Annotated in this window: 15 protein-coding genes, 3 pseudogenes and 1 CRISPR repeat array; of the genes and pseudogenes, 11 read left to right on the top strand and 7 right to left on the bottom strand. The window is 61.7% G+C overall.

All coding sequences use genetic code 11. The features are described 5' to 3' along the window. Nucleotides 1–188: 188 nt before the first annotated feature. The 3 genes from cas9 to cas2 are packed head-to-tail and all read left to right on the top strand — an operon-like array spanning nucleotide 189 to nucleotide 4,637. A complete protein-coding gene (cas9, locus tag H9K75_RS12650) occupies nucleotides 189–3,335 on the top strand; it encodes a type II CRISPR RNA-guided endonuclease Cas9 (protein WP_187722945.1) in 3,147 nt (1,048 codons plus the stop codon). Nucleotides 3,336–3,341: 6 nt separating this feature from the next. Next, nucleotides 3,342–4,271: a type II CRISPR-associated endonuclease Cas1 gene (gene cas1, locus H9K75_RS12645; protein ID WP_187722944.1), complete on the top strand. Its 930-nt coding sequence runs from the start codon at nucleotides 3,342–3,344 to the stop codon at nucleotides 4,269–4,271. Between the two features lie 60 nt (nucleotides 4,272–4,331). Then, nucleotides 4,332–4,637 carry a CRISPR-associated endonuclease Cas2 gene (gene cas2 / locus H9K75_RS12640; protein ID WP_226858133.1) on the top strand — a complete coding sequence of 102 codons (306 nt, stop codon included), beginning with the start codon at nucleotides 4,332–4,334 and terminating at the stop codon, nucleotides 4,635–4,637. Nucleotides 4,638–4,707: 70 nt separating this feature from the next. Then, nucleotides 4,708–8,770: a CRISPR direct-repeat array (repeat unit 36 nt; unit sequence AGTTTAGTTCACTGGGATATGTGCACTGGCCGGAAC). A 134-nt stretch (nucleotides 8,771–8,904) separates the two neighbouring features. Here the strand turns inward: cas2 and H9K75_RS12635 are convergent. Further along, on the bottom strand, nucleotides 8,905–9,969 hold the full coding sequence (locus H9K75_RS12635; protein ID WP_187722942.1) for a homocysteine S-methyltransferase family protein: 1,065 nt from the start codon (nucleotides 9,967–9,969) through the stop codon (nucleotides 8,905–8,907). 271 nt (nucleotides 9,970–10,240) lie between these two features. Between H9K75_RS12635 and recQ the strand changes: the two genes are divergently transcribed. The 5 genes from recQ (at nucleotide 10,241) to H9K75_RS12610 (ending at nucleotide 17,839) form a co-directional block, all read left to right on the top strand. Further along, on the top strand, nucleotides 10,241–12,106 hold the full coding sequence (gene recQ, locus H9K75_RS12630) for a DNA helicase RecQ (RefSeq protein ID WP_187722941.1): 1,866 nt from the start codon (nucleotides 10,241–10,243) through the stop codon (nucleotides 12,104–12,106). A 139-nt stretch (nucleotides 12,107–12,245) separates the two neighbouring features. Continuing rightward, nucleotides 12,246–13,073: a hypothetical protein gene (locus tag H9K75_RS12625; protein WP_187722940.1), complete on the top strand. Its 828-nt coding sequence runs from the start codon at nucleotides 12,246–12,248 to the stop codon at nucleotides 13,071–13,073. 106 nt (nucleotides 13,074–13,179) lie between these two features. Next, a complete protein-coding gene (locus H9K75_RS12620) occupies nucleotides 13,180–14,031 on the top strand; it encodes a hypothetical protein (protein ID WP_187722939.1) in 852 nt (283 codons plus the stop codon). Further along, nucleotides 14,024–16,354: an ATP-dependent DNA helicase gene (locus tag H9K75_RS12615; RefSeq protein WP_187726030.1), complete on the top strand. Its 2,331-nt coding sequence runs from the start codon at nucleotides 14,024–14,026 to the stop codon at nucleotides 16,352–16,354. Before H9K75_RS12620 ends, H9K75_RS12615 begins: the two co-directional genes overlap by 8 nt. A gap of 93 nt (nucleotides 16,355–16,447) precedes the next feature. Beyond that, nucleotides 16,448–17,839, top strand: coding sequence for an L-serine ammonia-lyase (locus tag H9K75_RS12610; protein ID WP_187722938.1), 1,392 nt, complete (start codon nucleotides 16,448–16,450; stop codon nucleotides 17,837–17,839). Between the two features lie 24 nt (nucleotides 17,840–17,863). Here H9K75_RS12610 and H9K75_RS12605 read toward each other — a convergent pair. After that, nucleotides 17,864–19,212, bottom strand: a pseudogene (locus H9K75_RS12605) (D-amino acid dehydrogenase). A gap of 102 nt (nucleotides 19,213–19,314) precedes the next feature. Between H9K75_RS12605 and H9K75_RS12600 the strand changes: the two are divergent. Beyond that, nucleotides 19,315–20,246, top strand: a pseudogene (locus tag H9K75_RS12600) (LysR family transcriptional regulator ArgP). Here H9K75_RS12600 and H9K75_RS12595 read toward each other — a convergent pair. After that, nucleotides 20,218–21,573, bottom strand: coding sequence for a sulfatase family protein (locus tag H9K75_RS12595; RefSeq protein WP_187726029.1), 1,356 nt, complete (start codon nucleotides 21,571–21,573; stop codon nucleotides 20,218–20,220). The pseudogene H9K75_RS12600 and the gene H9K75_RS12595 overlap by 29 nt on opposite strands. A 2-nt stretch (nucleotides 21,574–21,575) precedes the next feature. Then, nucleotides 21,576–22,573, bottom strand: a pseudogene (locus tag H9K75_RS12590) (Bug family tripartite tricarboxylate transporter substrate binding protein). Between the two features lie 132 nt (nucleotides 22,574–22,705). Between H9K75_RS12590 and H9K75_RS12585 the strand changes: the two are divergent. Then, nucleotides 22,706–23,308 (top strand): MarR family winged helix-turn-helix transcriptional regulator, encoded by a 603-nt coding sequence (locus tag H9K75_RS12585; protein ID WP_187722937.1) that lies wholly within the window; start codon nucleotides 22,706–22,708, stop codon nucleotides 23,306–23,308. A gap of 56 nt (nucleotides 23,309–23,364) precedes the next feature. On the opposite strand, the gene H9K75_RS12580 is transcribed toward H9K75_RS12585, so the two are convergent. Both H9K75_RS12580 and H9K75_RS12575 read right to left on the bottom strand, forming a co-directional pair. Next, nucleotides 23,365–23,787, bottom strand: a complete 423-nt coding sequence (locus H9K75_RS12580) for a universal stress protein (protein WP_187722936.1) — start codon at nucleotides 23,785–23,787, stop codon at nucleotides 23,365–23,367. 124 nt (nucleotides 23,788–23,911) lie between these two features. Continuing rightward, complete coding sequence (locus H9K75_RS12575) at nucleotides 23,912–24,760, bottom strand: metallophosphoesterase (protein ID WP_187722935.1); 849 nt, start codon at nucleotides 24,758–24,760, stop codon at nucleotides 23,912–23,914. Nucleotides 24,761–24,867: 107 nt separating this feature from the next. On the opposite strand from H9K75_RS12575, the gene H9K75_RS12570 reads away from it, so the two are divergent. Beyond that, entirely contained in the window at nucleotides 24,868–25,542 is a 675-nt protein-coding gene (locus tag H9K75_RS12570) for a hypothetical protein (protein ID WP_187722934.1), read from the top strand. A gap of 17 nt (nucleotides 25,543–25,559) precedes the next feature. Here H9K75_RS12570 and H9K75_RS12565 read toward each other — a convergent pair whose 3' ends face one another. Then, entirely contained in the window at nucleotides 25,560–26,453 is an 894-nt protein-coding gene (locus H9K75_RS12565) for a LysR family transcriptional regulator (protein WP_187726028.1), read from the bottom strand. Nucleotides 26,454–26,475 lie beyond the last annotated feature (22 nt).

Below are 26,475 nucleotides of genomic sequence, written 5' to 3'. Positions count from 1 at the left end.
TGAATAGGCAGGACCTTTTACGCAACCTGATCGCCCTGCGTTATGTGAAACAGACCCTGGATAGGGAAAACCAGAATCTTCATTGCCTTTAGACCAAAGTCAAGAATCCGCCTGAAATTGTGACTAGCATCAAAAATATTTCTTTTTCTCATGATTTGAGTTACAAATTGAACTAAACGGGAGGAAATATGAGCTATCGCTTGGCGCTGGATTTAGGATCGACTTCGTTGGGATGGGCTGCCATCCGTTTGAATCAGCAGGCCGAACCCACGGCACTAATACGTGCCGGCGTGCGCATTTTCAGCGACGGTCGCAACCCTAAAGATGGCAGTTCCCTCGCGGTGACGCGGCGGGCCGCACGTGCCATGCGTCGTCGACGTGACCGAATGCTCAAGCGCAAGGAGCGCATGGTGCGCAAATTGGTGGAGTATGGTTTTTTTCCAGCCGACATTGCCGAGCGGAAAAAGCTGGAAGTACTCAACCCTTATGAATTGCGTGCCAAAGGTCTGAATGAAGCACTGGCCCCTGCCGAGTTCGGACGTGTGCTGTTTCATTTGAACCAGCGGCGTGGCTTTTTGAGCAATCGCAAGACCGACAAGAAGGACAACGACAGCGGTGCGCTCAAGCAGGCAATCAATACGATGCGTACGCAGTTGCTCGAGACGGGTTGCAGGACGGTTGGCGAGTGGTACTGGAAAGTGCGAATGCAGGAGAACTCCGGAGGCGTCAAGGGCCACGGAGTGCGCGCGCGATACCGCGAAACACCGATGGTGGGCGAGGAAGGGAAGAAGCGCATCGACAAGCGTTATGACCTGTATGTCGAGCGCGCGATGGTGGCCCAGGAGTTCGACACGCTCTGGGACGCGCAGGCGGCGTTGAATCCCTCGCAGTTCAACGAAACCGCACGGGCCGATCTCCGCGATACCCTGCTGTTCCAACGCAACCTGCGGCCGGTGAAGCCGGGGCGCTGCACACTGATTCCCGAGGAAGAACGTGCACTGCTTGCACTGCCCAGCACGCAGCGGTTCCGCATCTACCAGGAAGTGAACAATCTGCGCGTGTTGCATCCCGATCTGCATGAAGAATCACTGACCTTGGCCCAACGCGATCAGATTGCGGCGATGCTTGAATCCAAAGCCAAAGTCACGTTCGAGCAAATGCGCAAGGCGCTCAATTTGTCTGGTGCTACTCAATTCAACCTCGAAGACCCGAAGCGCCAGGAACTCAAAGGCAATGCAACGACTGCGATTCTGGGCAAGAAGGACCTTTTCGGTGCGCAGTGGGCCCAGTTCGATTCGCAGTTGCAGGACGAGATCGTTTTCAACTTGATGACGGAAGAAAGCGAAGAACGCCTGATTGCATGGCTGCAAGCGAACACAGGCGTAGACGAAATGCGCGCTGCGGCGATCGCCAATACCAGCCTGCCCGAAGGCTACGGCAGTCTGAGCCGCAAGGCCTTGAGCGCTATTCTTCCCGTATTGCAATCAGCAGTGCTCACCTACGACAAAGCGGTGCGAGCCGCAGGTTTTTCACATCACAGCGATCTGGGCTTCGATTTTGAGTACGCCTCCGAAGATGTGGAGCAAATTGGCGAGCGCATTATTGCGTCTTCTGGCGAAATCAAACCGGTCTACGCGTTCAAGCAACTGCCGTACTACGGTCGCGCCTTGCAGCGCCACGTCGCGTTTGGCAGTGGCGAGCCCGATCACACGGAAGAAAAGCGCTTTGGCAAGATCGCCAATCCGACGGTGCATATCGGATTGAACCAGGTTCGCGTCGTCGTCAACGCATTGATTCGCCGATACGGCAGGCCGAGTGAAATCGTCGTCGAATTGGCGCGCGATCTGAAGCAAAGCCGTGAGCAAAAGATGGAGACGCAGCGCAAACAGGCCGATAACCAGAAGCGCAATGCGCGCATCCGCACCATGATTGCCGAGACGCGCAATATCAGCGAGGAGCGCGTACGCGTCGCCGACATTCAGAAATGGATTCTGTGGGAGGAATTGAGCTTCGACGCAGCCGACCGGTGCTGCCCCTATAGCGGCGTACAGATCAGTGCGGCTCTGCTGCTCAGTGAGCGCGTGGAGATCGAGCACATTCTGCCGTTCTCCAAGACCCTGGATGACAGCCTGAACAACCGTACCGTTGTGATGCGTGAGGCCAATCGGATCAAGCGCAATCGCACCCCTTGGCAAGCGCGTGAGGACTTTGAGGCGCAAGGCTGGAGCTACGACGGCATATTGCTGCGGGCCGAACGCATGTCCAAGTACAAACGCTACCGGTTCGCTGCCGATGGCTACGAACGCTGGCTGGGTGAGGACAAGGACTTTCTTGCGCGCGCGCTGAACGACACTCGCTACCTTTCGCGTATTGCGGCAGAGTATCTGCGATTGATCGCGCCGGGAAGTGCGACGCGTGTGATTCCAGGCCAGATGACGGCCATGCTGCGGGCCAAGTTCGGTTTGAACGACGTACTGGGTCTGAACGGTGAAAAGAACCGCAACGATCATCGCCATCATGCGGTGGACGCATGTGTGATCGGCGTCACCGACCAGGGCCTGCTTCAACGTTTTGCCCGCGCCAGTTCTGATGCGCGGGAGGGCGGCTTGACGCGGCTGGTCGACGACATGCCAATGCCCTGGCCAACCTATCGCGAGCATGTGGAACGTGCCGTGAATGCCATCTGGGTCAGCCATAAGCCCGATCACGGCCATGAAGGCGCGATGATGGAAGAGACGAGCTACGGCATTGGTCGCGATGGATCGATCAAGCAACGTAAAAAGGCCGACGGGACAGCGGGTCGCGAAGTCAGCACGCTTGTCCGAATTTCAGAGCCGTCACAACCGCAACGGCACGGCGTTGATGCGCAGGGCGCTCCACTTCCGTACAAGGGCTATGTGGGAGGGAGCAACTATTGCGTGGAAATCACGGTGGGCGAGAGTGGCAAATGGGAGGGCAAAGTCATTTCCACCTTTGAAGCCTACGCCATCGTCGCTGAATGGATGCGCAAAGGAAGTAACGCGGCTGAGGCGCAGCGGAAACTACGACAGTCCGATGTAGGCCTGAATGGCAGACCGCTGGCCCTGCGATTGATGATTGGCGACTGCGTGCGCCTGGAGCACGAGGGCCAAGAACGCACATTGCGTGTCGCTACGATATCCGCTGCCGGACAGGTCTACATGTCACCACTCAATGAAGCCAACGTTGACGCTCGCAACCGTTCGCGAGAACTTCCGTACATATCAAAGATGGTAGGCTCATTTCAGAAAGCCAGAGCCCGGCGTGTCACGCTGTCGCCCATCGGCGAATTGCGAGACTCAGGTGGGAAAGAGTGAGCAACCATGGTGGGCCGCATAGTCGAAATTGCAGACGACCGGCGCCATCTGTTCGTCAATCGCGGCTTCATGGTCGTGCGCGACTCGGAAGGCGAGCGCAAGGAACTCGGGCAGATTCCGCTCGACGATATTGCCGCTGTCATCGCCAACGCGCACGGCATCACTTACACCAACAATATGTTGGTCGCATTGGCCGAGCGCGGCGCACCCTTTGTGCTGTGCGGTGCCAACCACAATGTGGTCGGCATGCTTTTCACGCTCGACGGACACCATGTGCAGTCCAAGCGGATCGAGGCACAGATCGCCGCGAGCCAGCCGATGATCAAGCGGCTTTGGTCATCGATCGTCAAAGCGAAGATAGAGCAACAAGCCGCCGCCTTGGAGGCCGCAGGCGCTCTGACGGTGCCTCTGTCGGCCCTGGTTGGCAAGGTTCGCAGCGGCGATCCGGACAACATTGAGGGGCAGGCCGCACGCCGTTACTGGGGACTGTTGTTCGGCCCGGACTTCCGCCGTGATCAGGAAGGCGGCGGACTCAATGCATTGCTCAACTACGGCTACACAGTTTTGCGCTCGGCCACGGCGCGTGCGGTGGTTGCAGCGGGTCTACATCCGAGCATCGGCCTGCATCACAGCAACGACGCAAACGCCATGCGACTCGTTGACGACCTGATGGAGCCATTTCGTCCGGTGGTAGACCTCAAGGTCTGGCAATTGAATAGAACGGGTGAATCTCACGTCACGCCCGAAACCAAAAGGGCATTGGTTCGAGTCCTGTACGACGACCTGCCTACCAACATAGGCGTCACACCCGTCATGGTCTGCATGCAGCGCCTGGCAACATCTCTCGCGCAGGTGTTCTTGGGAGAACGCAACAAGCTGGATCTGCCACTGCCGGGACTGCCGCTGTCGCTGGCAGGCAGCTTCGAGCCGGACTGAGCAGCCAAGGCTCTCAACCCCTATGCGGAGTCATTCATCATGCTTTCAGGGTACCGACTCATGTGGATGCTGGTGATGTTTGATTTGCCCGTGATCACAAAAGCCGAACGCAAGGCTGCAACCGGGTTTCGCAATGCATTGCTGGACATCGGGTTTCAGATGAGTCAGTTCAGCGTGTATCTTCGCTTTTGCACCAGCCAGGCCCAGGTGGACACCTTGTGCAAAACGGTGGAGCGCTCATTGCCGAACGGAGGGAAAGTGCATATCCTCCAATTCACCGACAAACAGTACGAACGCACCATCACCTTCCATGGAAAAAGCCAGCAAGCGGCTCAAAAACCACCGGATCAGTTCGATCTTTTCTAACTTTTTCCATGATTTCCCCAGGCGCAAAAGCGAAAAACCCCTTGAAAAATCAAGGGGTTATCGCGGACACAGTTTAGTTCACTGGGATATGTGCACTGGCCGGAACGCTGACGTGTGGCCATTGATCAAGGGCGATAGTTTAGTTCACTGGGATATGTGCACTGGCCGGAACAGGGTCGTCAGACTGGACTGCCTGAGCGGCAGTTTAGTTCACTGGGATATGTGCACTGGCCGGAACTCCTGACTTGCAGGCACGGTGTCGTAGCCCAGTTTAGTTCACTGGGATATGTGCACTGGCCGGAACCTCCGAATACGCTCCATCTACTTCGCTTCCAGTTTAGTTCACTGGGATATGTGCACTGGCCGGAACGCGCGTAGTTCTGTCTCATACGCCTCGCGGGAGTTTAGTTCACTGGGATATGTGCACTGGCCGGAACGTCAGTATTGGCACTAACCACGGATACGCCAGTTTAGTTCACTGGGATATGTGCACTGGCCGGAACCTGATTAGACGCCGCAGCTTGGTCGAAACCAGTTTAGTTCACTGGGATATGTGCACTGGCCGGAACAAACCGCGCGCTTTCCAGACTGCGTCCTCAAGTTTAGTTCACTGGGATATGTGCACTGGCCGGAACTGCCACGAAGTCTGCCCATGACGGCGCAGAAGTTTAGTTCACTGGGATATGTGCACTGGCCGGAACACCCGGCTTCATGCCAAGCCCGCTAGACCCAGTTTAGTTCACTGGGATATGTGCACTGGCCGGAACTCCCCCGAGGCTGCGGAGAATGGACGCGCAAGTTTAGTTCACTGGGATATGTGCACTGGCCGGAACTGCTGCGCCTGTTGGCGCTCGCGCCATTTGAGTTTAGTTCACTGGGATATGTGCACTGGCCGGAACCAGCGCAGCCGCTGGTTGAAGCCGCCGACGAGTTTAGTTCACTGGGATATGTGCACTGGCCGGAACGGCACGAGCGTTGAGTACACGCCCGTGAGCAGTTTAGTTCACTGGGATATGTGCACTGGCCGGAACACCGGTGGATCTCGCAGTTCGCGCCGGTGGAGTTTAGTTCACTGGGATATGTGCACTGGCCGGAACACTTTGCCCGCTGCCCTACGCGAATACGCGAGTTTAGTTCACTGGGATATGTGCACTGGCCGGAACAGGGCGTATTTGCCGAATCTGGCGTGCTTTAGTTTAGTTCACTGGGATATGTGCACTGGCCGGAACTTCTGGCGTGGTTCGGCGCGCCGGTGTTGTTAGTTTAGTTCACTGGGATATGTGCACTGGCCGGAACTTGTCGCTGGTGCGGCAAAAATCTGTTGGTAGTTTAGTTCACTGGGATATGTGCACTGGCCGGAACTCAACGCGCAATCGCTGCGCCTGCGGCTCAAGTTTAGTTCACTGGGATATGTGCACTGGCCGGAACCAGGACTTCGACGTCGTCATCGTCAAAGGTAGTTTAGTTCACTGGGATATGTGCACTGGCCGGAACGACGCCGTGCGACTTGGCAATCGCGGCAAAAGTTTAGTTCACTGGGATATGTGCACTGGCCGGAACGCTTAAAGGAACTATGCACCTGCTCGCAACAGTTTAGTTCACTGGGATATGTGCACTGGCCGGAACACCGCAGTGCAAACGCCGACAGCGCCTCGCAGTTTAGTTCACTGGGATATGTGCACTGGCCGGAACTCCACGCACGGTTGCACCAATATCTTCGCCAGTTTAGTTCACTGGGATATGTGCACTGGCCGGAACAACCGCTCACATCGGACACGCGAACAATGAAGTTTAGTTCACTGGGATATGTGCACTGGCCGGAACAGTAGCGCCAAGTGTCCACACGATAGAGCCAGTTTAGTTCACTGGGATATGTGCACTGGCCGGAACTTCAATGGGCCGGTGACCTTGTCAACGGCAAGTTTAGTTCACTGGGATATGTGCACTGGCCGGAACTCTGGGTGCTTTCTTAAATTTGCTGCGATCAGTTTAGTTCACTGGGATATGTGCACTGGCCGGAACCCAGCCGTCGCAACAGTGAACGGCGGGGGTAGTTTAGTTCACTGGGATATGTGCACTGGCCGGAACACGAACGCAGCAGCTTCGCTCCATGTCGTGAGTTTAGTTCACTGGGATATGTGCACTGGCCGGAACTCGGAGGGCTGCTACCTTGATGCGGCGCAGAGTTTAGTTCACTGGGATATGTGCACTGGCCGGAACAGCCCGCCCAAAGCGAAGCGGCCAAAGAAAAGTTTAGTTCACTGGGATATGTGCACTGGCCGGAACCGCCGGAGCAACACATGCTACGTGCGTCCCAGTTTAGTTCACTGGGATATGTGCACTGGCCGGAACAATCGCGGCCATGGCCGCGAGAGACGGCCTAGTTTAGTTCACTGGGATATGTGCACTGGCCGGAACTTGTCAGCAGCGCTGGCGATCCGCACGAAAAGTTTAGTTCACTGGGATATGTGCACTGGCCGGAACCTTGTCTGCCATCGGGAACAGATTGCCCGCAGTTTAGTTCACTGGGATATGTGCACTGGCCGGAACGGCTACAACCACGATCAGCGGCTTGCCGAGAGTTTAGTTCACTGGGATATGTGCACTGGCCGGAACGGCTACAACCACGATCAGCGGCTTGCCGAGAGTTTAGTTCACTGGGATATGTGCACTGGCCGGAACCGAAGCTGACGACAGGCGCGCGTGCTTCACAGTTTAGTTCACTGGGATATGTGCACTGGCCGGAACTATCACCGAATCTGTGATGATCAATGATATAGTCTAGTTCACTGGGATATGTGCACTGGCCGGAACCGGAGGCTAAGCAATGGCAAATGGCGAAAAAGTTTAGTTCACTGGGATATGTGCACTGGCCGGAACCAGACAGGCCCAGCCACCATCGAGCAGCTCAGTTTAGTTCACTGGGATATGTGCACTGGCCGGAACCATCAGTTCGTCGCGGTCGATTTCCTTTGAAGTTTAGTTCACTGGGATATGTGCACTGGCCGGAACTCGGGAGCGCTGCCCGACTATGTGGTGCCGAGTTTAGTTCACTGGGATATGTGCACTGGCCGGAACCGCGGCCAGCATCGAGTCTAGCGTGGACGTAGTTTAGTTCACTGGGATATGTGCACTGGCCGGAACTCCGAGGCTTCTCGCAGCGTGTTCATTTCGAGTTTAGTTCACTGGGATATGTGCACTGGCCGGAACCCCGTGAGCGGATTCCCTGCTGTTGATCCTAGTTTAGTTCACTGGGATATGTGCACTGGCCGGAACAACGTGCAAGCGAAGGAGACGAAGAAGCGCAGTTTAGTTCACGGGGATATGTGCACTGGCCGGAACCATAGGGCAGCACAAGGCAGCAGAGCAAAAAGTTTAGTTCACTGGGATATGTGCACTGGCCGGAACATGGGCGGCTACATCCTTAGCTTGGTCAACAGTTTAGTTCACTGGGATATGTGCACTGGCCGGAACCTTGTTTGTTGATGGTATTCTTCGCGCTAAGTTTAGTTCACTGGGATATGTGCACTGGCCGGAACGAGGGTCTGATCATGGCCATCGAGGATGTAAGTTTAGTTCACTGGGATATGTGCACTGGCCGGAACCGGCGCAACGTGATTTTCTAGGGGAACGTGAGTTTAGTTCACTGGGATATGTGCACTGGCCGGAACCCGGCCAAAACTGTTCTCCCGCGCTCTACGAGTTTAGTTCACTGGGATATGTGCACTGGCCGGAACCAGCGGAGCGCGAGATTCGTGCGCTGTCGGAGTTTAGTTCACTGGGATATGTGCACTGGCCGGAACCAGCGGAGCGCGAGATTCGTGCGCTGTCGGAGTTTAGTTCACTGGGATATGTGCACTGGCCGGAACAGACAAGATAAAGGCCAAAGCGCAGAAAGTAGTTTAGTTCACTGGGATATGTGCACTGGCCGGAACCCGTCGGTGATCATTGCAACCACCAATCGAAGTTTAGTTCACTGGGATATGTGCACTGGCCGGAACTTGGCGGGTTTTGAAGTTATTGCTCGTATTAGTTTAGTTCACTGGGATACGTGCACTGGCCGGAACGCGGCCTCGACCCCGGAATCCCGATGAAGTAGTTTAGTTCACTGGGATATATGCACTGCCCCAAGCCTCATCGCCAAGCCATAGCGCGCAACAGCGCTCCTTGACCAAGCTCCCGCCCAGAACACAGCTGGCTCCCAACGCCGCTGCAACAGCAAACCACCACGACGCACATCACATGCGCGTCGCGTCCTTTTATCGCCCTACGCCGTGGCCGGATAAAAAACCTGCCGCGTCTTCACCTGCCCCACAGCTTTTCCAATCGCTGCTATGTGATCCGGCGTGGTACCGCAGCAGCCGCCGACGACGTTGACCAAGCCTTCCGCCGCGAATTCGTGGACGAGGCGGGAGGTGACGTCGGGGGTTTCGTCAAAGCCGGTGTCGCTCATCGGGTTGGGCAGGCCGGCGTTGGGGTAGCAGCTGATGAAGGTGTCGGGGGCGGCCTTGTTCAGTTCCTGGATGTAGGGGCGCATCAGTGTTGCGCCGAGTGCGCAGTTCAAACCGATGGACAGCGGGTTGGCGTGGCGCACGCTGTGCCAGAACGCCGTCACGGTCTGGCCGGAGAGGATGCGGCCGGAGGCGTCGGTGACGGTGCCGCTGATCATGATCGGCAGGATTTCGCCGGTGGCGTCGAAGGCTTCCTCGACGGCGAACAGGGCGGCCTTGGCGTTCAGGGTGTCGAAAATGGTTTCAACGAGGATGACGTCTGCGCCGCCCTCGATGAGCGCTATGGTCTGTTCGAAATAGGCCTTGCGCAGTTGCTCGAACGTGACGTTGCGGGCGCCGGGGTCGTTGACGTCGGGGCTGATGCTGGCGGTCTTGGGTGTGGGGCCCAGTGCGCCGGCCACGTAGCGTGGCTTGTCGGGTGTCGAATATTTGTCGCAGGCTGCGCGGGCCAGTTGCGCGGAGGCGAGGTTCATCTCGCGTGCCAGCTCGGCCATGCCGTAGTCTTCCTGGGCAATGGTGGTGGCGCCGAAGGTATTGGTCTCGATCAGGTCGGCACCTGCGGCCAGGTAGCGCTCGTGGATGTCGCGGATCACGTCGGGGCGGGTGATCGAGAGCAACTCGTTGTTGCCTTTGACATCGCGTGCAAAGTCCTTGAAGCGGTCTCCCGCGGTGCCGGGGCCGTTGTAGCCTTCGCCGCGATACTGTGCCTCACCGAGCTTGAAGCGCTGGATCATCGTGCCCATGGCACCATCGAGAATCGCGATGCGGTTCTCCAGAATCTCGGGAAGCTGCTGGGCGCGGGTGTAGTGAGGCAGGGTCATGCCGTGATTGTATGGAAGCGGGAGGTTTCGCAGGCGCGGGAACGCGGAGTCCCTGTTTTTGCGAGGAATACTCGCGTTCCTTCGTGCGCTGCACGAATTGCCAGGGCTTGATCCAGCCGAGCGCCCGATCCGGCGCGAGCAGTAGCACAATAGAGGGTTTGGGGTGATGGGCGGATGTGCGTTCAGCCGTGCCACCGGCCGCCCCAGGATCACGGTCTGCAATCCTTTCATCGACAGGAGCGGCATGCTATCGAAAAGAGAGAGTTCTGGTTTGTCTCCTGCGCATTTTGTTCTCAATGATGTCTTCGGCTACGAGCAGTTCCGGGGCTCGCAGGAGGCGATCATCGAGCATGTGATCGCTGGGGGTGATGCGCTCGTGCTCATGCCTACCGGTGGCGGCAAGTCGCTGTGCTACCAGGTGCCCGCGATCGTGCGGCGCGATGCGGGCAAGGGCGTGGCGATCGTGGTCTCGCCACTGATCGCGCTGATGCACGACCAGGTCGGCGCGCTGCACGAAGCCGGGGTCGACGCGGCGTTTCTCAATTCCACGCTCGACTGGCCCTCCACACTGGATGTCGAAAACCGCGTGGCGCGTGGCGAGATCACGCTGCTTTATGCCGCGCCCGAGCGGGTCAATACGGATCGTTTTCTTTCCTTGCTTGATGGCCTGTACCAGCGCGGGCAACTGGGATTGTTCGCCATCGACGAGGCGCACTGCGTGAGCCAATGGGGCCATGATTTCCGCCCCGAATACCGCATGCTGACGGTGTTGCACGAGCGATATCCGGGCGTGCCGCGCATTGCGCTGACGGCGACGGCCGATGCGCTCACGCGGGTGGATATCGTCGATGGGCTCCAGTTGCAGGAGGCGCGCCAGTTCGTCAGCAGCTTTGATCGCCCGAACATCCGCTACACCATCGTCGAGAAGAAGGAGCCGCTCACGCAGTTGCTCAAATTCATACAGAACGAGCATCCGGGCGATGCGGGCGTGGTGTATTGCCAGTCACGCAAACGCGTGGAGGAGTTGGCGCAGGCGCTCAGCCATGCGGGTATCACCGCGCTGCCATATCACGCGGGACTGTCGAGCGATGTGCGCCAGCAGAATCAGGACCGCTTTTTGCGCGAGGATGGCATCGTGATGACCGCCACCATCGCCTTCGGCATGGGCATCGACAAGCCCGATGTGCGCTTTGTGGCCCACGTGGACATGCCCAAGAACATCGAAGGCTACTACCAGGAAACGGGCCGCGCGGGCCGCGACGGGTTGCCTGCGGACGCGTGGATGGTCTATGGCCTTAACGACGTGGTGAACCAGCGCCGCATGATCGATGAAAGCCCGGCGACCGAGGAATTCAAACGCATCATGCGTGGCAAACTCGATGCGCTGCTCGGCCTTGCCGAGGCCACCGATTGCCGCCGCGTGCGACTGCTTGCGTATTTCGGCGAGCATTCCGAGCCCTGCGGCAATTGCGACAACTGCCTCCATCCGCCCGAGGTATGGGACGGCACGGATGCTGCGCGCAAGCTGCTCTCGACGATCTACCGCGTGCATGAGGCCAGCGGCATCAGCTTTGGCACCGGCCACATCATGGACATCGTGCGCGGCAAGGACACCGACAAGGTACGCCAGTTCGGTCACGAAAAGCTCTCCACCTTCGGCCTTGGCACCGAGTACTCCGAACCGCAACTGCGGGGCGTGCTGCGCCAGTTGCTGGCTACGGGCGCGGTGGGCCTGCAAAAGGTGATGCTTGAGAGCGGGCACAGCTTTGACACGCTGAGCCTCACGAGCGGCTCGCGGGCCGTGCTGCGTGGTGAGCAACCGGTGCAACTGCGCGAAGCCATGGCGGGCGCGGGCAAGCGCACCCGGAAAAAGAGCGGCGTCAAGCTGTCGGTGGCGGCGGAAAACCTGGATCAGGACGGGCAGGTTCGCTTCATCAACCTGAAAGCCTGGCGCGCCGAAGTGGCACGCGAACACAATCTTCCGGCCTATGTGATCTTTCACGACGCCACGCTGGCGGCGATTGCCGAACGCAATCCGGCATCGCTCGAAGACCTTCATGGCATCTCCGGTTTGGGGACCAAGAAACTCGAGGCCTACGGAGCCGATGTGCTCCGGGTGTGCGTGTCACCGGCTTGAGTTGCGTGCCTATCGGCTTGCGTGCTGAATATCGCCCGGCCTATTCGAGCAACACGACCCCCCGTTCGGTTTATTAGCAGCCCTTGATATAATCCTAGGTTTACCAACCAGGTTCTGTGGTTGAGAATTGGAGAAATCAATGTTGAAGAAGCTTCTACTGATTGGCGGATTGTTGGGTGCCGGTGTGGCGCAGGCCTTCGCACCTCAGGCCGGTGCCTGGGTGATCACGAGTGAAAACAATGGCGGCCCCGGTCGCGGCATGGCGCTGGATGTCCAAGGCTCGACACTCGTGATGCAGATGTATGCGTACGACATTTCCGGCGCACCGGCGTTCTACCTCGCTTCGGGCGCTATCAAGGACAACAAGTTCACCGGCAAGCTGCATCAGTACCGCGGTGGTCGCTACTTCGGCGGCGGTGCCGAGAATGCGCAGGAAGTGGGCGATGCGGGTGAGGTGAAGTTGCGTTTCGAATCGGGCACCAAGGGCTATGTGACTTTCCCGAACGAAGGCGAGAAGGAAATCTCGCGCTACCAATTCACCTACGACACCAAGCCTGAAAGCCTCAAGGGCCAGTGGCTCATGACTGCGGTGGGCGATCTCGGCATCAGCACCGAGTTCTACAAGCTCGATACACCGGTCGACGGTTCCGGTACCGGCACGGGCATGATGTCCACGTCCGACAAGCGTTTCGGCTGCGAGAACATCATCTTCGGTGAGAACGCCGGAAACGTGCAGTGCATCAAGCGCGATGCCAACTCCCAGATCATCCGCGTCTATCGCTTCACCTACAGCGTGAACGAAGGCGAAGGTGTTGCGGGCACGTTGTCCAAGCCAGGTACGGACCTGCTGTATGTGCGTCGCCTCACCACGGCCGATTCCGTCGGCACGGGCATCGCGCCCAAGGGCCTGGTGGCTCCCAGCGTCGAAAGCCTGAACAAGGCACAACTGGCGAACGAAACGAAGTAATTCAAACTTCAAGCGCCGCTGAAAATCCGCCTGACTGCCTGGCAGTGAGGCGGATTTTTTCCTTTGTCCGCCAGAAATGCGATGCTGTATATAAAATCAGTGTCCGATGCCAACGATCTCGCCCTGCCCGCCGCTTTCCCGTCACCACCGCACGCGCCTGATGCAGATCTGGCGCTCTGCGGGCTGGCCGTGTCAGGACGCGCTCGAAATCGAGTTGCTGGCGGCGGGGCTGGCCTGCCTGCAGGTGACTCCCGAGGGCCATGAGCGGCTTCGGCTGACCGACACGGCGATTGCCCTGCTGGCCGATGCCAGGCAAAAAGGCGTGCGCTCGATCACGCTGCATGACCGGATCGAACATCGCTTTGCGCAGCAGCAGTTGCTGCCGCAGGGGCGCATCGTGTGGCGCGAACTCATGCTGCGCGCCGCGCTGGAAGAGCCGGTGCAGCCCGCCGCCGTACCCGCCGGGGTGAGCGCGCCGGGCGACATGCTCTGGCCTGACGAGGCGCAACTGGCGCCGGAGGTGCAGCGCGCCGCGCGGCGCATCTGGCGGGTGGCCCGGCCCGATCTGTTCTCGATTCGCAATACCTCGACGCAGCGCTATCTGCATCCACTGGTGCACGAGGTCAAGGCCAGTCGCGCCGATCTGCTCTCCGATCTGCGCCACCAGGCCAAGCGACTGGCCTATCACTGGCTCAGCGAGGAGTGCCATTACGTCTTCCCCGCGGGGATCGCCGAACCCGAGGAATTGCCCGAAGAGTATGGCGTCTGGGTCATGCACGGCAATGTCGACGACGCGCCGCGCTTCGAGCTTTTGCGGCCTGCGCGACATGCGAATTGCAGGCTGCCGTTTGCGGTGTGGATGGCATTGTGCAAGGCGACGCCGCTGCAGTTCGACGAGGAATTGCAGCATGCGCAAGTGCAGCTCGGCAGCGACGAGCCACGTGGCGGCAATGCCTGATCTGCCGCTGCCCGATCACCACTACCGCATTGCGGTGCGCGAGCTGTGCGCCTTCACGGCCAAGTCGGGCGATCTGGATTTGCGCTTCACGCCCGCGCCCACCGCGCTCGAAGGAATTGCCGGGCACGGCAAGGTGACGGGCAGGCGCGATGGCACGAGCTACGAGTCCGAGATCCTACTCAAGAGCCACTATCAGAACCTGCAGGTCTGCGGCCGCGCCGATGGCTTTGATACCAAGGCACGGCGGCTCGAAGAAATCAAGACCTTCAAGGGCCGGCTCGATCGCCAGTCCCCGGCGCAACGTGCGCTGCACTGGGCGCAGGCGCGCATCTACGGCTGGCTGCTGTGCGAGGCGCGCGGCCTGGAGTCGCTCGATATCGCCCTCGTGTATTTCGACATCGACAGCGAGCGCGAGACGCTGTTCACCGAACACTGGAGCGCGGTCGATCTGCGGGATTTTTTCGAGGCGCAATGCCGCCTGTTCATGGCGTGGGCGCTGCTGGAGGCCGCGCATCGCAGGGAGCGCGATGCGGCGTTGCAGGCGCTGGCGTTTTCGCATCCGCAGTTTCGCGCCGGCCAGCGGGAACTGGCCGAGGCCGTGTACCGCGCCACCACCAAGGGCCGCGTGCTGCTCGCGCAGGCACCCACAGGCATCGGCAAGACGGTGGGCACGATCTTTCCGGCGCTCAAGGCAATGCCGGGTCAGCGCATCGACAAGCTGTTCTATCTGTCGGCGAAGACGTCGGGAAGGCAGCTCGCGCTGGATGCGCTGCGCGAGTTGCGCGACGAGGGGCGCGCGTCGTTGCGCGTACTCGAAATGGTGGCGCGCGAGAAATCCTGCGAGAACCCGGGCAGCGCCTGCCATGGCGATGCCTGCCCGCTCGCGAGCGGCTTCTATGACCGCCTGCCGCAGGCACGCGCCGATGCGCTCGCCGAGCCGTCGCAATTGCTCGATCAGGAGAGCGTGCGCTCGGTGGCGCTGGTGCACGGAATCTGCCCGTACTACCTGTCGCAGGAGCTGGCGCGCTGGGTCGACGTGGTGGTGGGCGACTACAACTATTTTTTCGATTTTGGCGGCCTGCTGCGTGCCCTCACGCAGGCGAACGAGTGGCGCGTGGCCTTGCTGGTCGACGAGGCGCACAACCTGATGGATCGCGCACGCGGCATGTTCAGCGCCACGTTGTCTCCCGAGGCGCTGAAGCTGGCCGCGCAGTCTTCCACGGCCGACGCCGCGCCGCGTGTGAAGAAGGCACTTGCGTCGGTCAAGCGGCAATGGAGCGCGCTGAACAAGGCGCAGGTCGGTGACTACGCGGTGCACGAGGCCTTTCCGTCTTCATTGCTCAATGCGCTGACGCAGTGCGTGCAGTCGATTGGCGAGCATTTCGCGGACCATCCCGACACGCTCGATGCCGACGTGCATGGGTTTCAGATGGAAGTGCTTCAGGTGCTGCGCCTGCTCGAGAATTTCGGTGACCATTCGCTCATCGACATGCAGCGCAGCAAGGCCCTGCATGCCAAGGCGGGCGAGACCGACATCAGCGTGCGCAACATCGTGCCCGCGCCCTATCTGGCCGAGCGCTGGGCCGACGTGCATGCGGCCACGCTGTTCTCGGCCACCTTGCAGCCCATGGCCTTTCATGCCGATCTGCTGGGACTGCCCGAGCGGCACGCGACGCTCGAGGTCGGGTCGCCGTTTCGCGCCGAGCAACTGGCGGTGCACGTCGCGCGCCACATTTCCACGCGGTATGCGCACCGCGCGGCTTCCATCGAGCCGGTGGTGCGGCTGATGGCCGCGCAGTTTGCGGCGCGGCGCGGCAACTATCTGGCGTTCTTCAGCAGCTATGAATACCTGGAGCAGGTGGCCGATGCGCTGAGTCGCGATCATCCGCAGATCCCGCTGTGGCGCCAGTCGCGTCGCATGGCCGAAGCGCAGCAGCGCGAGTTCCTCGGCCAGTTCACCGAGAGCAGCCAGGGGATCGGATTTGCGGTGCTGGGCGGCGCGTTTGCGGAGGGTATCGACCTGCCGGGGCGGCGTCTGATCGGCGCGTTTCTCGCCACGCTCGGGCTGCCGCAGCTCAATCCCGTGAATGAGCAGATCAGCGAGCGCATGAACCAACTGTTCGCTGGCAAGGGGTATGACTACACCTATCTGTTCCCGGGCCTGCAGAAGGTGGTGCAGGCGGCAGGGCGCGTGATCCGCACGCCGCAGGACGAGGGCGTCATCCATCTCATGGACGACCGGTTTTCCCGCGCTCAGGTGCGCGCCTTGCTGCCCGCATGGTGGGAGCATTCAGGTGTGGTGTCGGCGATGGAGCGGCGCTGATGAAACCTGCACTCCCTGCGTCGGATTTATTGTGAGCAAGCGCCTCGGGTCGGCCACAATCGGCGTTGAAGCAATTGCCTGAGGAGTCTGTGCATGGCAGTCAGCGTTTTCGACCTCTTCAAAATCGGCATCGGCCCATCGAGCTCGCACACGGTGGGTCCGATGCGCGCCGCGCGGCAGTTCGTGCAGCGGCTTGCACGCAACGCGCAACTGGACGGCGTCGCGCGGCTGCGCTGCGTTCTGTATGGCTCGCTCGGAGCCACCGGGCGAGGGCATGCCAGCGACCGTGCCGTGATCCTCGGGCTTGCGGGCTTTGCGCCCGATACCGTGGACGTTGACGCCATCGATGGCTTCATCGCAAGCGTGCGCCGCGAGCAGCGGCTGGCTCTTGCGGACGGGCCGCAGATTGCGTTCAAGGACGGCGTGGATCTGGTGCTCGATCCCATGGTCACACTGCCGTTTCATGCCAACGGCATGCGCTTCGAGGCCTGGGACGCGGCAGGCAGGCAGCTCGACACGCACGTGTACTACTCGGTCGGCGGTGGCTTCATCGTGGGGGAGGAAGCCGCGGCGAGCGGTGCCGAACGCCAGACCGCGATTGCGCCCGATACCGAGGTTCTGCCCCTGCCGTTTCACAGCGCCGAGCAGTTGCTGGAGCAGGCGCGTGCGCAGGGCGGGCCGATAGCACAGGTGATGCGCGTGAACGAGCGGCATTGGCGCAGCGACGCGGACATCGATTCCGGCCTGCTCACGATCTGGCGCGCCATGCAGGCATGCGTCGAGCGTGGCTGCGGCACCGCAGGCGAGTTGCCCGGCGGATTTCGCGTGCGCCGACGCGCGCCCGCGCTGCACAAGGCGCTGGTCAGCGCGCCCGATGTGAGCGACGACCCGCTGCAGGTGATCGACTGGGTGAACCTGTTCGCGCTCGCGGTCAACGAGGAAAACGCCGCCGGTGGCCGCGTCGTGACCGCGCCCACGAACGGCGCGGCCGGCATTGTTCCCGCCGTGCTGCATTACTACACGCGCTTCATCAAGGGCGCGAACGAGCGCGGCGTGATCGACTTTCTGCTGACCTCGGGCGCCATCGGGATTCTCTACAAGGAAAACGCCTCGATCTCGGGCGCGGAAGTGGGCTGCCAGGGCGAGGTCGGCGTTGCCTGCTCGATGGCTGCGGCGGGCCTGTGCGCGGTGCTGGGCGGCACGCCCGAGCAGGTCGAGAACGCCGCCGAGATCGGCATGGAACATCATCTCGGACTGACCTGCGACCCGGTCGGCGGGCTGGTGCAGATTCCATGCATCGAACGCAATGCACTCGCGGCGGTGAAGGCGATCAACGCGGCGCGCATGGCGCTGCGCGGCGATGGCACGCACCACGTGAGCCTCGATCAGGTGATCAAGACGATGCGCGAGACCGGCGCGGACATGATGACGAAGTACAAGGAGACTTCACGCGGAGGCCTGGCGGTCAACATCGTCGAATGCTGACGGCCTTGCTGCGGTGGGGGAGCCTCAGGCAGCAGCGTGCGGCGTGCGATGAATGACGGGCCGCTTCACCTCGTCACCCGCAAAATGGAATGCCATGGCGGGCCGCTCGCCGCACAGCAGTTCGGCCATGGCCTTGCCCGAACCCGCGCCGTGCGTCCAGCCGAGCGTGCCGTGCCCGCGTTGATCCACAGACCCTTGAGCGGCGTGTGGCCGATCAATGGGATATTGGTGGGCGTGGCGGGGCGCAGGCCGGTCCAGTATTGCGGGTCGCCACCTTCCTCGGGCGTGCGCGTGTCGCAGACACCGGGCAGGATGGTTTCGATGCGGCGCGACAGCATGTGGCAACGCGCGCGTGCGACCGGCGAATCGAGATCGTGATCGAAGCCACCCAGCTCGATGGTTCCAGCCACGCGAAGCTGGTTGCCGAGGCGGCTGATCGCCACTTTCTTGCCATCGTCGATGGTGGAAACGGACGGCGCCTCATCGGGCTTGAGGATGTTGAACGTGGCGCTGTAACCCTTGCCCGGATAGATCGGCACGTTGACACCGACGCTGCGCAGCATCGGCGCGGTGTAGCTGCCGCAGGCCACGACGATGGCATCGCCCTGGAGATCGAAGGCCTTCATCGGCGTGTCGCCGGAAACGCTGCGGGCGCGGACCGACACGGATTTCACCGCGTTATCGGCCCGGTTCAGGCGCACGATGTCGTGGCTGTAGAAAAACTGCGCACCGCGTTCCTCGCAGAGCTTGGCGAGTTTCTGGGTGAACACGCGTGCGTCGCCGCTTTCGTCCGAACTGGTGAACGTGCCGCCCGTGATGTGATCGCCATAGGCCCTGAATGCCGGCTCGATGCTCAGCAGTTCTTCCTTGCTGACCACGCGGCGCTGCACGCCGTAGCGGCGCATCACGTCAACCGCCTGGCCTGCCGCGTCAAAGGATTTCTGGTCGGTGTAGAAATGGGCAATGCCGCGTTCGAGCCGGTCGAACTCGAAGTTCGTCTTGCCGATCATTTCCTTGAGCGCCGCGTGGCTGTATGCACCGAGCGCCACGATCTGTTGCACGTTGCGCTCGAAGGCCCGGTCGTTGCACTGGCCGAGGAATCTGAACAACCAGCTCCACTGGTGCGGGTCGATCTGGGGGCGCAGCAGCAGCGGTGCCTCCTTGTCGAACAGCCACTTGATCGCCTTGAGCGGTGCTTCGCGATTGGCCCAGGGCTCGCAATAGCTCACCGAGATCTGGGCGCCGTTGGCGAAACTGGTCTCGAGCGCCGCATCGGGCTGGCGGTCGACCACAACGACTTCGTGGCCACGCTCCAGGAGATGCCACGCTGTAGAGATGCCGATGATGCCGGCGCCAAGGACGATGGTTTTCATGGAGCGCAGTGTGCGATGGCTTGCCTCAAATGAAAAGTGAAATTAAAGTTATTCGAAAAACATCAGTTTGACTAATAGACAAGAGAAAAGCGGGACGACAAGATGAACACCTACGACCCCGGTGCGCTGGAGTGCCTTGCGGCGATCGTCGAAGAGGGCGGTTTCGAGCGCGCCGCGCAACGCCTGAACGTCACGCAGTCCGCCGTGTCGCAGCGGCTGAGGGCGCTCGAGGCGCAGGTCGGTTCGGTGCTGATTGTGCGAACGCGCCCGCTTCGCCCCACAAATGCGGGTCAATTGCTGTTAAAACACACCAAACAAATGCGCTTGCTGCGCGCCGATCTGGAGCGTGATCTGCAGGAGCTGGCCCCCGGGCACCGGGTGGCGCGCGCGACGAAGAACGCATTTCCATCGCCATCAATGCGGACAGCATCGCCACCTGGGCGCTCGATGCGCTCGGACCGCTGGCGCGGCGCAATCTGCCGCTGGAGATCATCACGGACGATCAGGACTTCACGCAGGAGTGGCTGCGCTCCGGTCAGGTGCTGGGATGCGTGACCACGCTCAAGCAGCCGCTGCGTGGCTGCAAGGTCGTGCCGCTCGGCGCGATGGAATACGTCGCGGTCGCGTCGCCGAGTTTCGCGCAGACGCATCTGCCTGCGGGGCTGACCGCGCTGAATTTTCGCGACCTGACCTTCGTCTGCTTCAACCGCAAGGATGACATGCAGGCCGAGTTCGTCGCGCGGCGCTTCGGGCTCAAGCGGGTGTCGCTCGCCAGCGTGTTCGTGCCGAGTTCCGAGGGCCAGTTGCGCGCCGTGGCGGCGGGCTGGGGCGTGAGCGTCGTGCCCGAGCTGATGGCGGCGCCGCTGATTGCCAGGGGCGCGCTGGTGGATCTGGCGCCGGGCTACAAGCTGCCGATCCAGCTTTATTGGCATTCGTGGAATCTGGAATCCGAGGTGCTGGACGGCCTGTCTGCCGCGCTGACCGAGGCGGCCAGCAAGACGCTGGTCAGCGCTGCGGCATGTCGTCTTCGGTAAAGCAGAGACTGACGGTGGCATCGCCCGGGATTGCGGGCATGCTGGCGTTCCACGCTTCCCATTGGGTGATCATCGCGCCGAGCCGATCCGGGAAAACCTTCGCGAGATTCGCACGCTCGCGCTCGTCGGCGGCCAGGTGAAAGAGATAGTCGATGCCGTCCACGCGCAGATATTTCCAGTCACCGAGCCGCATGGCGCGCTGGCCGCGATGGTTCATGCGCCAGAACTGCGGGCGCTCTGCGCTGAACGCGGCGTCGCGCAGCAGGGGCTCGAGCGACTGGCCGTCCCACGGGTAGTCGGGATGCGCCGACGCGCCTGCGAGGGCCAGCAGGGTGGCGGACCAGTCCATGGTCATGCAGGGCTGCGGGCTTTCGCCACCCGCCGCGATCACACGCGGCCAATGAGCGATCCACGGCACGCGGATACCGCCTTCGGTGAGGTCCATCTTCCCGCCCACCAGAGGCCAGTTGTCGGAAAAGCGTTCACCGCCGTTGTCGCTCGTGAAGACCACCAGCGTGTCCTCGGCGAGGCCGTGGCGCTCCAGCGCGCGCATGATCTGACCGATGCCTTCGTCCATGTGGTGGATCATGCGGCGGTAGGTGTCGATGTTGCCGCCATGCAGGTGGTAGAGGGCCTGCCGGTTTTCGACCAGTTCGCGCGACACCGCCTCGTCGTCCCGGCTCTCCCAGGGCCAGTGCGGCGCGGTGTAGTGCACGCTTAGGAAGAACGGCGCATCGCCACGCGCACCCTCGGCCATGCGGTCGACGAAGTCCACCGACGCATCGGTGATCAGGTCGGTGAGATAACCGGGCTGCGATTTTTCTTCCTCGCCGAACCACAGGTCATGCTGGCCGTTGGCGCCGCAATGCGTGAAATAGTCCACGCCGCCGGACATCGGCCCGAAGAATTCCTCGTAGCCCGAACGCAGCGGGCTGAAATGCGGCGGATAACCAAGGTGCCATTTGCCCATGAGCGCCGTGCGGTATCCCGCGTCGCGCAGCAGCGAGGGCAGCGTCGGGTGGCTGGGCGGCAGACCGAGCTGGTCGTTGCCGCGCGTGCTGGTGCGGATCGGCTCCTCGGCCGCGCCGCGCAGCCGGTATTGATAGCGCGCCGTCATCAGCGCAAAACGCGTGGGAGAGCACACCGGCGAGTTGGAATAGCCCTGCGTGAGCCTGAGTCCCTGCGCGGCAAGCCGGTCCAGCTCGGGCGAGACCGGGCCGAACGTGCCGTCGCGCCCGCCGTAGCAGCCCAGATCGGCATAGCCCAGATCGTCGGCGACGATGAAGACCATGTTGGGGCGGCGCGCGCCCGTCGTCGAAGCCCGCATCGTCACGCGCGATAACCCGAGGCGCGAATGACGGGTTCCCATTGCTTGCGATACGCGGCGAGACGCTTTTGCGTTTCCGCGGTCGTGCTCACCACGGGGTCCAGATTGCTGGTCTTGAACTGGCGCACGGTGTCGGGGTCCTGCATGATCTTGCGGATCTCGTCCGAATAGCGCTGCACCTGCGCGGCGGGCATGCTGCGCGGGCGAAGAAGATGTTCCAGCCTTCGGCGGCCAGATTCACGCCCGATTCCTTGAGCGTGGGCACCTTCGGCAGGGCGGGGTGACGCTGCTCGCCCGAGATGGCCAGCAGCCGTAGCTTGCCGGCCTCGTGCTGGGGCAGCAGCACGTCGAGCGTGTCCACCGCCACGGGCACCTGGCCGCCGATCAGGTCGGTGAGCAGCGGAGCCGAGCCCTTGTAGCCGACGGCCTCGACGGTCACGCCGGCCTTTTCGCCGAGCATCAGCGAGAAGAAATGCGGCAGGCTGCCCGTGGCCGGAACGCCCATGTTGGCCTGCTTGGGATTGGCCTTGAGCCAGGCCAGCAGGTGCTGCATTTCCTTGACCGGAACGGCGCTCGACACCGCCACGCCGAAAAGATAGTTGTTGACTTCACTGACCGGCACGAAATCCTTGTCCGCGTCGTATCCCACATCGTTCACCACCAGCGGCGAGATCACCATCACCGCAGGGTTGGCAAGCATCAGCATGGGCTGGTTGGCGGGCGCGCTCTTGACGTATTGCGCCGCCACCCGGCCGCCCGCGCCCGCGCGGTTCTCGACGATCACCGACGAGCCGAGCGCCGCGCCCATCTTGTCGGCGATGATGCGCGCCACGCGGTCCGAGCCACCGCCCGGCGGATAGCCGACGATCAGCCGCAGCAACGGGTCGTTGGCATGCGCGGGACCGGCGCTCCACAGCGCGACGGGCGCGGCCACCGAGGCCGCCATCGTGGCGAGCGTGGCGGAACCGGAACGGGTGATGAATTGACGACGCTTGATCATGAGATGATTCCCCAAATGCGGCCTGCTAGGACGGTGCGTGCACGCGCTGCGAAGGCACGCGCGCGAAATGTGACCGCAATTTAGAGACAGCAGGCACAATTGTTCTAATACAACAGCCCCGAGTTTTCCCGCATGCCAAACGCACCCCTATCCGATGCCGCGCCGCTGCCGTCCTCGAGCCTGACCGATCCGCAGCAGCCCTCGCAATTGTTTCTCTATCGCCTCTCCAAGCTCCATGCTTCGGCAGGACGGCTGATCACGCGTCTGTGCGAGCGCGACTACGGCATCACGCGCCGCGAATGGGGCATGCTGATGTGGCTGATGCGGGAGCCCGGCATCGGCCCCTCCGATCTCGCCGAGCGGCTGGAGCTGGATCGTTCGCGTATCTCGCGCGCCGTCGCGACGATGATGGACAAGGGTCTGGTGCAGCGCACGAACCGCGAAACCAATCGGCGTGAGGCGCAATTGCAGCTCACGCCGCAAGGCCAACGGCTGCACGACGACATCTGGCCGCGCGTGCGCGCCATCAACGTCGGATTGCTGGAGCCGCTGAATGCCGATTCCGTCGCCGCGTTGAATCAGGCGTTGTCCACGCTGCTCGATCAGGTCGCCCAGATGGAGAGCGCCGAGCAGGTCACCGAGCGCGCCTATCCGTCACGCAGGGCGGGCAGCCGCCGCAGCGCACGTTCGCGGGACAGCGAAGCGCCGCCTGGCACAGAAAAAGACGGCGGCTGAAAGCAGAAGAGCCGCAAGCGCGGCTCCTGGTTCCGGTTACCGGAAGTGGCAGGTCGTCAGCGAATCAGCATGACCGGCACGCTGCATTGCGCCAGCACCTTGGTGCTGACCGATCCCATGACCAGCCTGTTCAATGCATTCGCGCCGTGCGTGCCCATGATGATGAGATCGTACTTGCCTTCCTCGGCGATCTGCGCAATGGTTTCACCGGCTTGGCCGACCTTGGCGAGCGACGCCACCGTGATGCCGTGCTGCGAGAGAAATGCCAGCACCGGGCTCAGCACCTTTTCGCACTCTTCGGCGTAGTACTGCTCCACGGTTTCCTTGCCAAGGGCCTTGCGCGCGCGCGGCGGCACTTCGGCGCAGACCGTGAGTGCGGTGTATTCGACCGCTTCGCCCATGGTGGCCTGGTGGGTGACCAGATAGTCCAGCATCTTCTGGGTGTACGCGCTTCCGTCGACTGCGAGCAAGATCTTCATGGTGAATCTCCATTCTTGAGAATGTTCTCAGATTACGGGCCGACAAAATCAGTGGCTTGACATGAGTCAATGCGGCTGTCGGTTGATGGTTCTCAATGAGCGAAATGCCAGCGGCTGAGCGGCATCAAATCTCGACGCAGAAATCGGGCCGGAAGGTCTCTTGCTCACCCTTGACAGCATATCCGAGCGGATTCGCCACCACACGACAGGTGCGGGTTTGGCCGTCCTCGCGCGCTGCGGTGACCGCGTAGTCGCTGGGCGCGTGCAGATGACCGTGCATCCACAGATCGGCATACGGCAGCAGGTGGTCGAGTGCATTGCAGAAACCGGCGGTTCCAGGCACGAGGCCATAGCGCGGATCGGCGCTGCGCAGGCTCGGGGCAAAGTGAGTGATTACCGCCGTGGGACCGTCGGCATGGGGCGTGCGCAGCGCATGTTCGAGCCACTCCTGGCAGACCAGCGACTGCTCACGCATCTGCTCGGCCAGAAAAGGCTCGGCATTGCGCGTGCCGCCGGTCTTTCGCAGGTAGAAGTTCGCCGCGCGAAAGGCCTTTTCGCGCTTTTGCAGATAACGGGCGGGATGAACCTTGGCATCGTCCTCGGCCAGCGCATCGAAGTCGCTCCACAGCGTGGTGCCGATGAAGCGCACGCCATCGAGCACCAGTGTTTCGCGCTCGAGCCAGATCAGGCCGAGCGCATCGCAGGTGGCTCGCAGGCGCGCATGCGTTTCGTCGAAATCCAGGTTGTCGTACTCATGGTTGCCGGGCACGAAGATCACGGGCACGGGCCAGTGAGCGAACTGCGGTAGCGGGGAAAAGCGTTCGAGCCCGAAATATTCACCCGCGATGCGCGAGCCCTGTTGATAGGAGCCGATATCGCCCGCCAGCACCAGTGCGTTGGCGCCAGTGGCGGGCGTGGGCTCGAATCGCGGATGGGTTTCGAGGTGCAGGTCGGACAGTAGCTGAAGCCGCATAGAGAAAACTGTTGTTACCAATAAGAGAAAATCGCCGAATTGTGAAATTTTTATATTCTCTCGGACACTGCATGTCCATCGGCACCTCACCCAAAAATCAAGGAGTCGTGACTGACGCTCCCTCGCGCGCCCGGGTCGGGGGTTCCGGCACGACATTCTGGAACATCGTCGTGCTGCTGGGCCTGTTGACCACCCTGCCAGTGTCGGCGGTTTTACCGGCGAACTGGGGTTGGGAAAACGGACCGCTTGAGAATGCGCAGGCGCTGATGCTGTTCGCGGGTGCGGTGACGGCAATGTGGGCCGCCGTGAGGCAGACCGAGGCTTCAACGCGCGCGCTATGGTGGACCGCCGCGCTGGTGTGGCTCGTCATGGCGGGGCGCGAACTGGCCTGGGGTGCGGCGTTTCTGGCTCCCAGGGGGTTTGACGACCATGGCCCGATTGTCAGCTCCAGCGTGCTCTGGTACCGGCCGGCCGTGCCCTGGATCTGCGCCGCGCTGCTGCTGATCGGCCTGACCGCCATGTGGCGCAGCTCCGCCTGGAGCCGCGTGGTCGCGCGCCTGCACAGGGAACGCGCGTGGCCCTGGTTTCGATGGCTGCTGTTGGTCGTCGCGATGCTGATGTCCGCCGTTGCCGAAGAACACACCAAGCAGCATCTTCCTTTTCCGTATGTTCCGGCCTCGACGCCGATTGCCGAAGAACTGTTCGAGACCTGGGGCTATCTGGCGCTCTGGCTCGCGCAGTGGCAGGTGATGGCTCACATGAGGCGTTGGCGTACGCACTGAGCAGGGCCGCGCTGTCCTCAGACGGCGAGGCTTTGCGCGACCCGCTGGAACACGCCCAGCAGCCAGGCCGTGGCCGCCTGGTGCCGACCACGGCGCTGCCAGAGCGCGGCCACGTGCACCGCCGTCACGTCCAGCGGCAGGGGCTGCTGATGCAGTTGGTCGGCAATGCCGGTGAGCGGTATGAAGTGCCTGGGCAGTACCGTGACCATGTCGGAGTGGGCCACCACTCTGGCCGCCGTTGAATACTGGTTGACGGTGAGCGAAATGCGCCGCTGCCGCCCAAGCAGCGCCAGCGCCTCGTCGATGAATCCCCAGCCCTGGCCCGAGAAGCTCACGAGCAGGTGGCGCGAGCTGCAATATTCGTCCAGCGTGAGCGGGTGATCGGCCAGCGCATGGCCCTTGCGCATCACGGCCACATATTCACCGTCGTAGAGACGGCGGGTTTCGTACTCGGGCAGCGTGCCCGATTGCGCCTGCGCGGTCAGATCGGCCAGCACGGACGGGAAATAGCCCACCGCCAGATCGACCGCCGCCTCGTCCAGCAGATGGCGCGGATCGCGGTTGATCAGCGGCATGATGCGCAGCGCAAGCCCCGGTGCCTCGCGCTCGACAATCTCGATCAGCGGGGGAATCAGCGTGGCAACGGTCGAATCGGCCATTGCCAGCACAAAGGTGATGTTTGTGGTGGCTGGGTTGAAGCTGTCCGGCAGCAGTGACTGCTGCAGCATCTCGAGCGACTGGCGCACCACGGGCCAGATGGCCACGGCGTGCGCAGTCGGCTCGACCCCGTGGCCTTTGCGCAACAGCAACTCGTCGCCGAGCAACTCGCGCAGCCGTCGCAACGCGTTGCTGACGGCAGGCTGGGTGATCGACAGATTCGCTGCCGCGCGCGTGAGGTTTCGCTCTGCCATCACCTCGTCAAACACCCGAAGT

It is taken from the genome of Diaphorobacter aerolatus (genome assembly GCF_014489535.1).
Taxonomy (GTDB): domain Bacteria; phylum Pseudomonadota; class Gammaproteobacteria; order Burkholderiales; family Burkholderiaceae_C; genus Diaphorobacter_A; species Diaphorobacter_A aerolatus.
Note: the sequence above shows the minus strand (reverse complement) of the source record. Positions and strands in the feature narration are given on the sequence as shown.

Excerpts from the sequence above, each read along its gene's own strand:
- cas9 (WP_187722945.1), top strand. The coding sequence starts at position 189 with ATGAGCTATCGCTTGGCGCTGGATTTAGGATCGACTTCGTTGGGATGG.
- cas1 (WP_187722944.1), top strand. The coding sequence starts at position 3,342 with ATGGTGGGCCGCATAGTCGAAATTGCAGACGACCGGCGCCATCTGTTC.
- cas2 (WP_226858133.1), top strand. The coding sequence starts at position 4,332 with ATGTGGATGCTGGTGATGTTTGATTTGCCCGTGATCACAAAAGCCGAA.
- H9K75_RS12635 (WP_187722942.1), bottom strand. The coding sequence starts at position 9,969 with ATGACCCTGCCTCACTACACCCGCGCCCAGCAGCTTCCCGAGATTCTG.
- H9K75_RS12625 (WP_187722940.1), top strand. The coding sequence starts at position 12,246 with ATGTTGAAGAAGCTTCTACTGATTGGCGGATTGTTGGGTGCCGGTGTG.
- H9K75_RS12620 (WP_187722939.1), top strand. The coding sequence starts at position 13,180 with ATGCCAACGATCTCGCCCTGCCCGCCGCTTTCCCGTCACCACCGCACG.
- H9K75_RS12615 (WP_187726030.1), top strand. The coding sequence starts at position 14,024 with ATGCCTGATCTGCCGCTGCCCGATCACCACTACCGCATTGCGGTGCGC.
- H9K75_RS12610 (WP_187722938.1), top strand. The coding sequence starts at position 16,448 with ATGGCAGTCAGCGTTTTCGACCTCTTCAAAATCGGCATCGGCCCATCG.
- H9K75_RS12595 (WP_187726029.1), bottom strand. The coding sequence starts at position 21,573 with ATGCGGGCTTCGACGACGGGCGCGCGCCGCCCCAACATGGTCTTCATC.
- H9K75_RS12585 (WP_187722937.1), top strand. The coding sequence starts at position 22,706 with ATGCCAAACGCACCCCTATCCGATGCCGCGCCGCTGCCGTCCTCGAGC.
- H9K75_RS12580 (WP_187722936.1), bottom strand. The coding sequence starts at position 23,787 with ATGAAGATCTTGCTCGCAGTCGACGGAAGCGCGTACACCCAGAAGATG.
- H9K75_RS12575 (WP_187722935.1), bottom strand. The coding sequence starts at position 24,760 with ATGCGGCTTCAGCTACTGTCCGACCTGCACCTCGAAACCCATCCGCGA.
- H9K75_RS12565 (WP_187726028.1), bottom strand. The coding sequence starts at position 26,453 with ATGGCAGAGCGAAACCTCACGCGCGCGGCAGCGAATCTGTCGATCACC.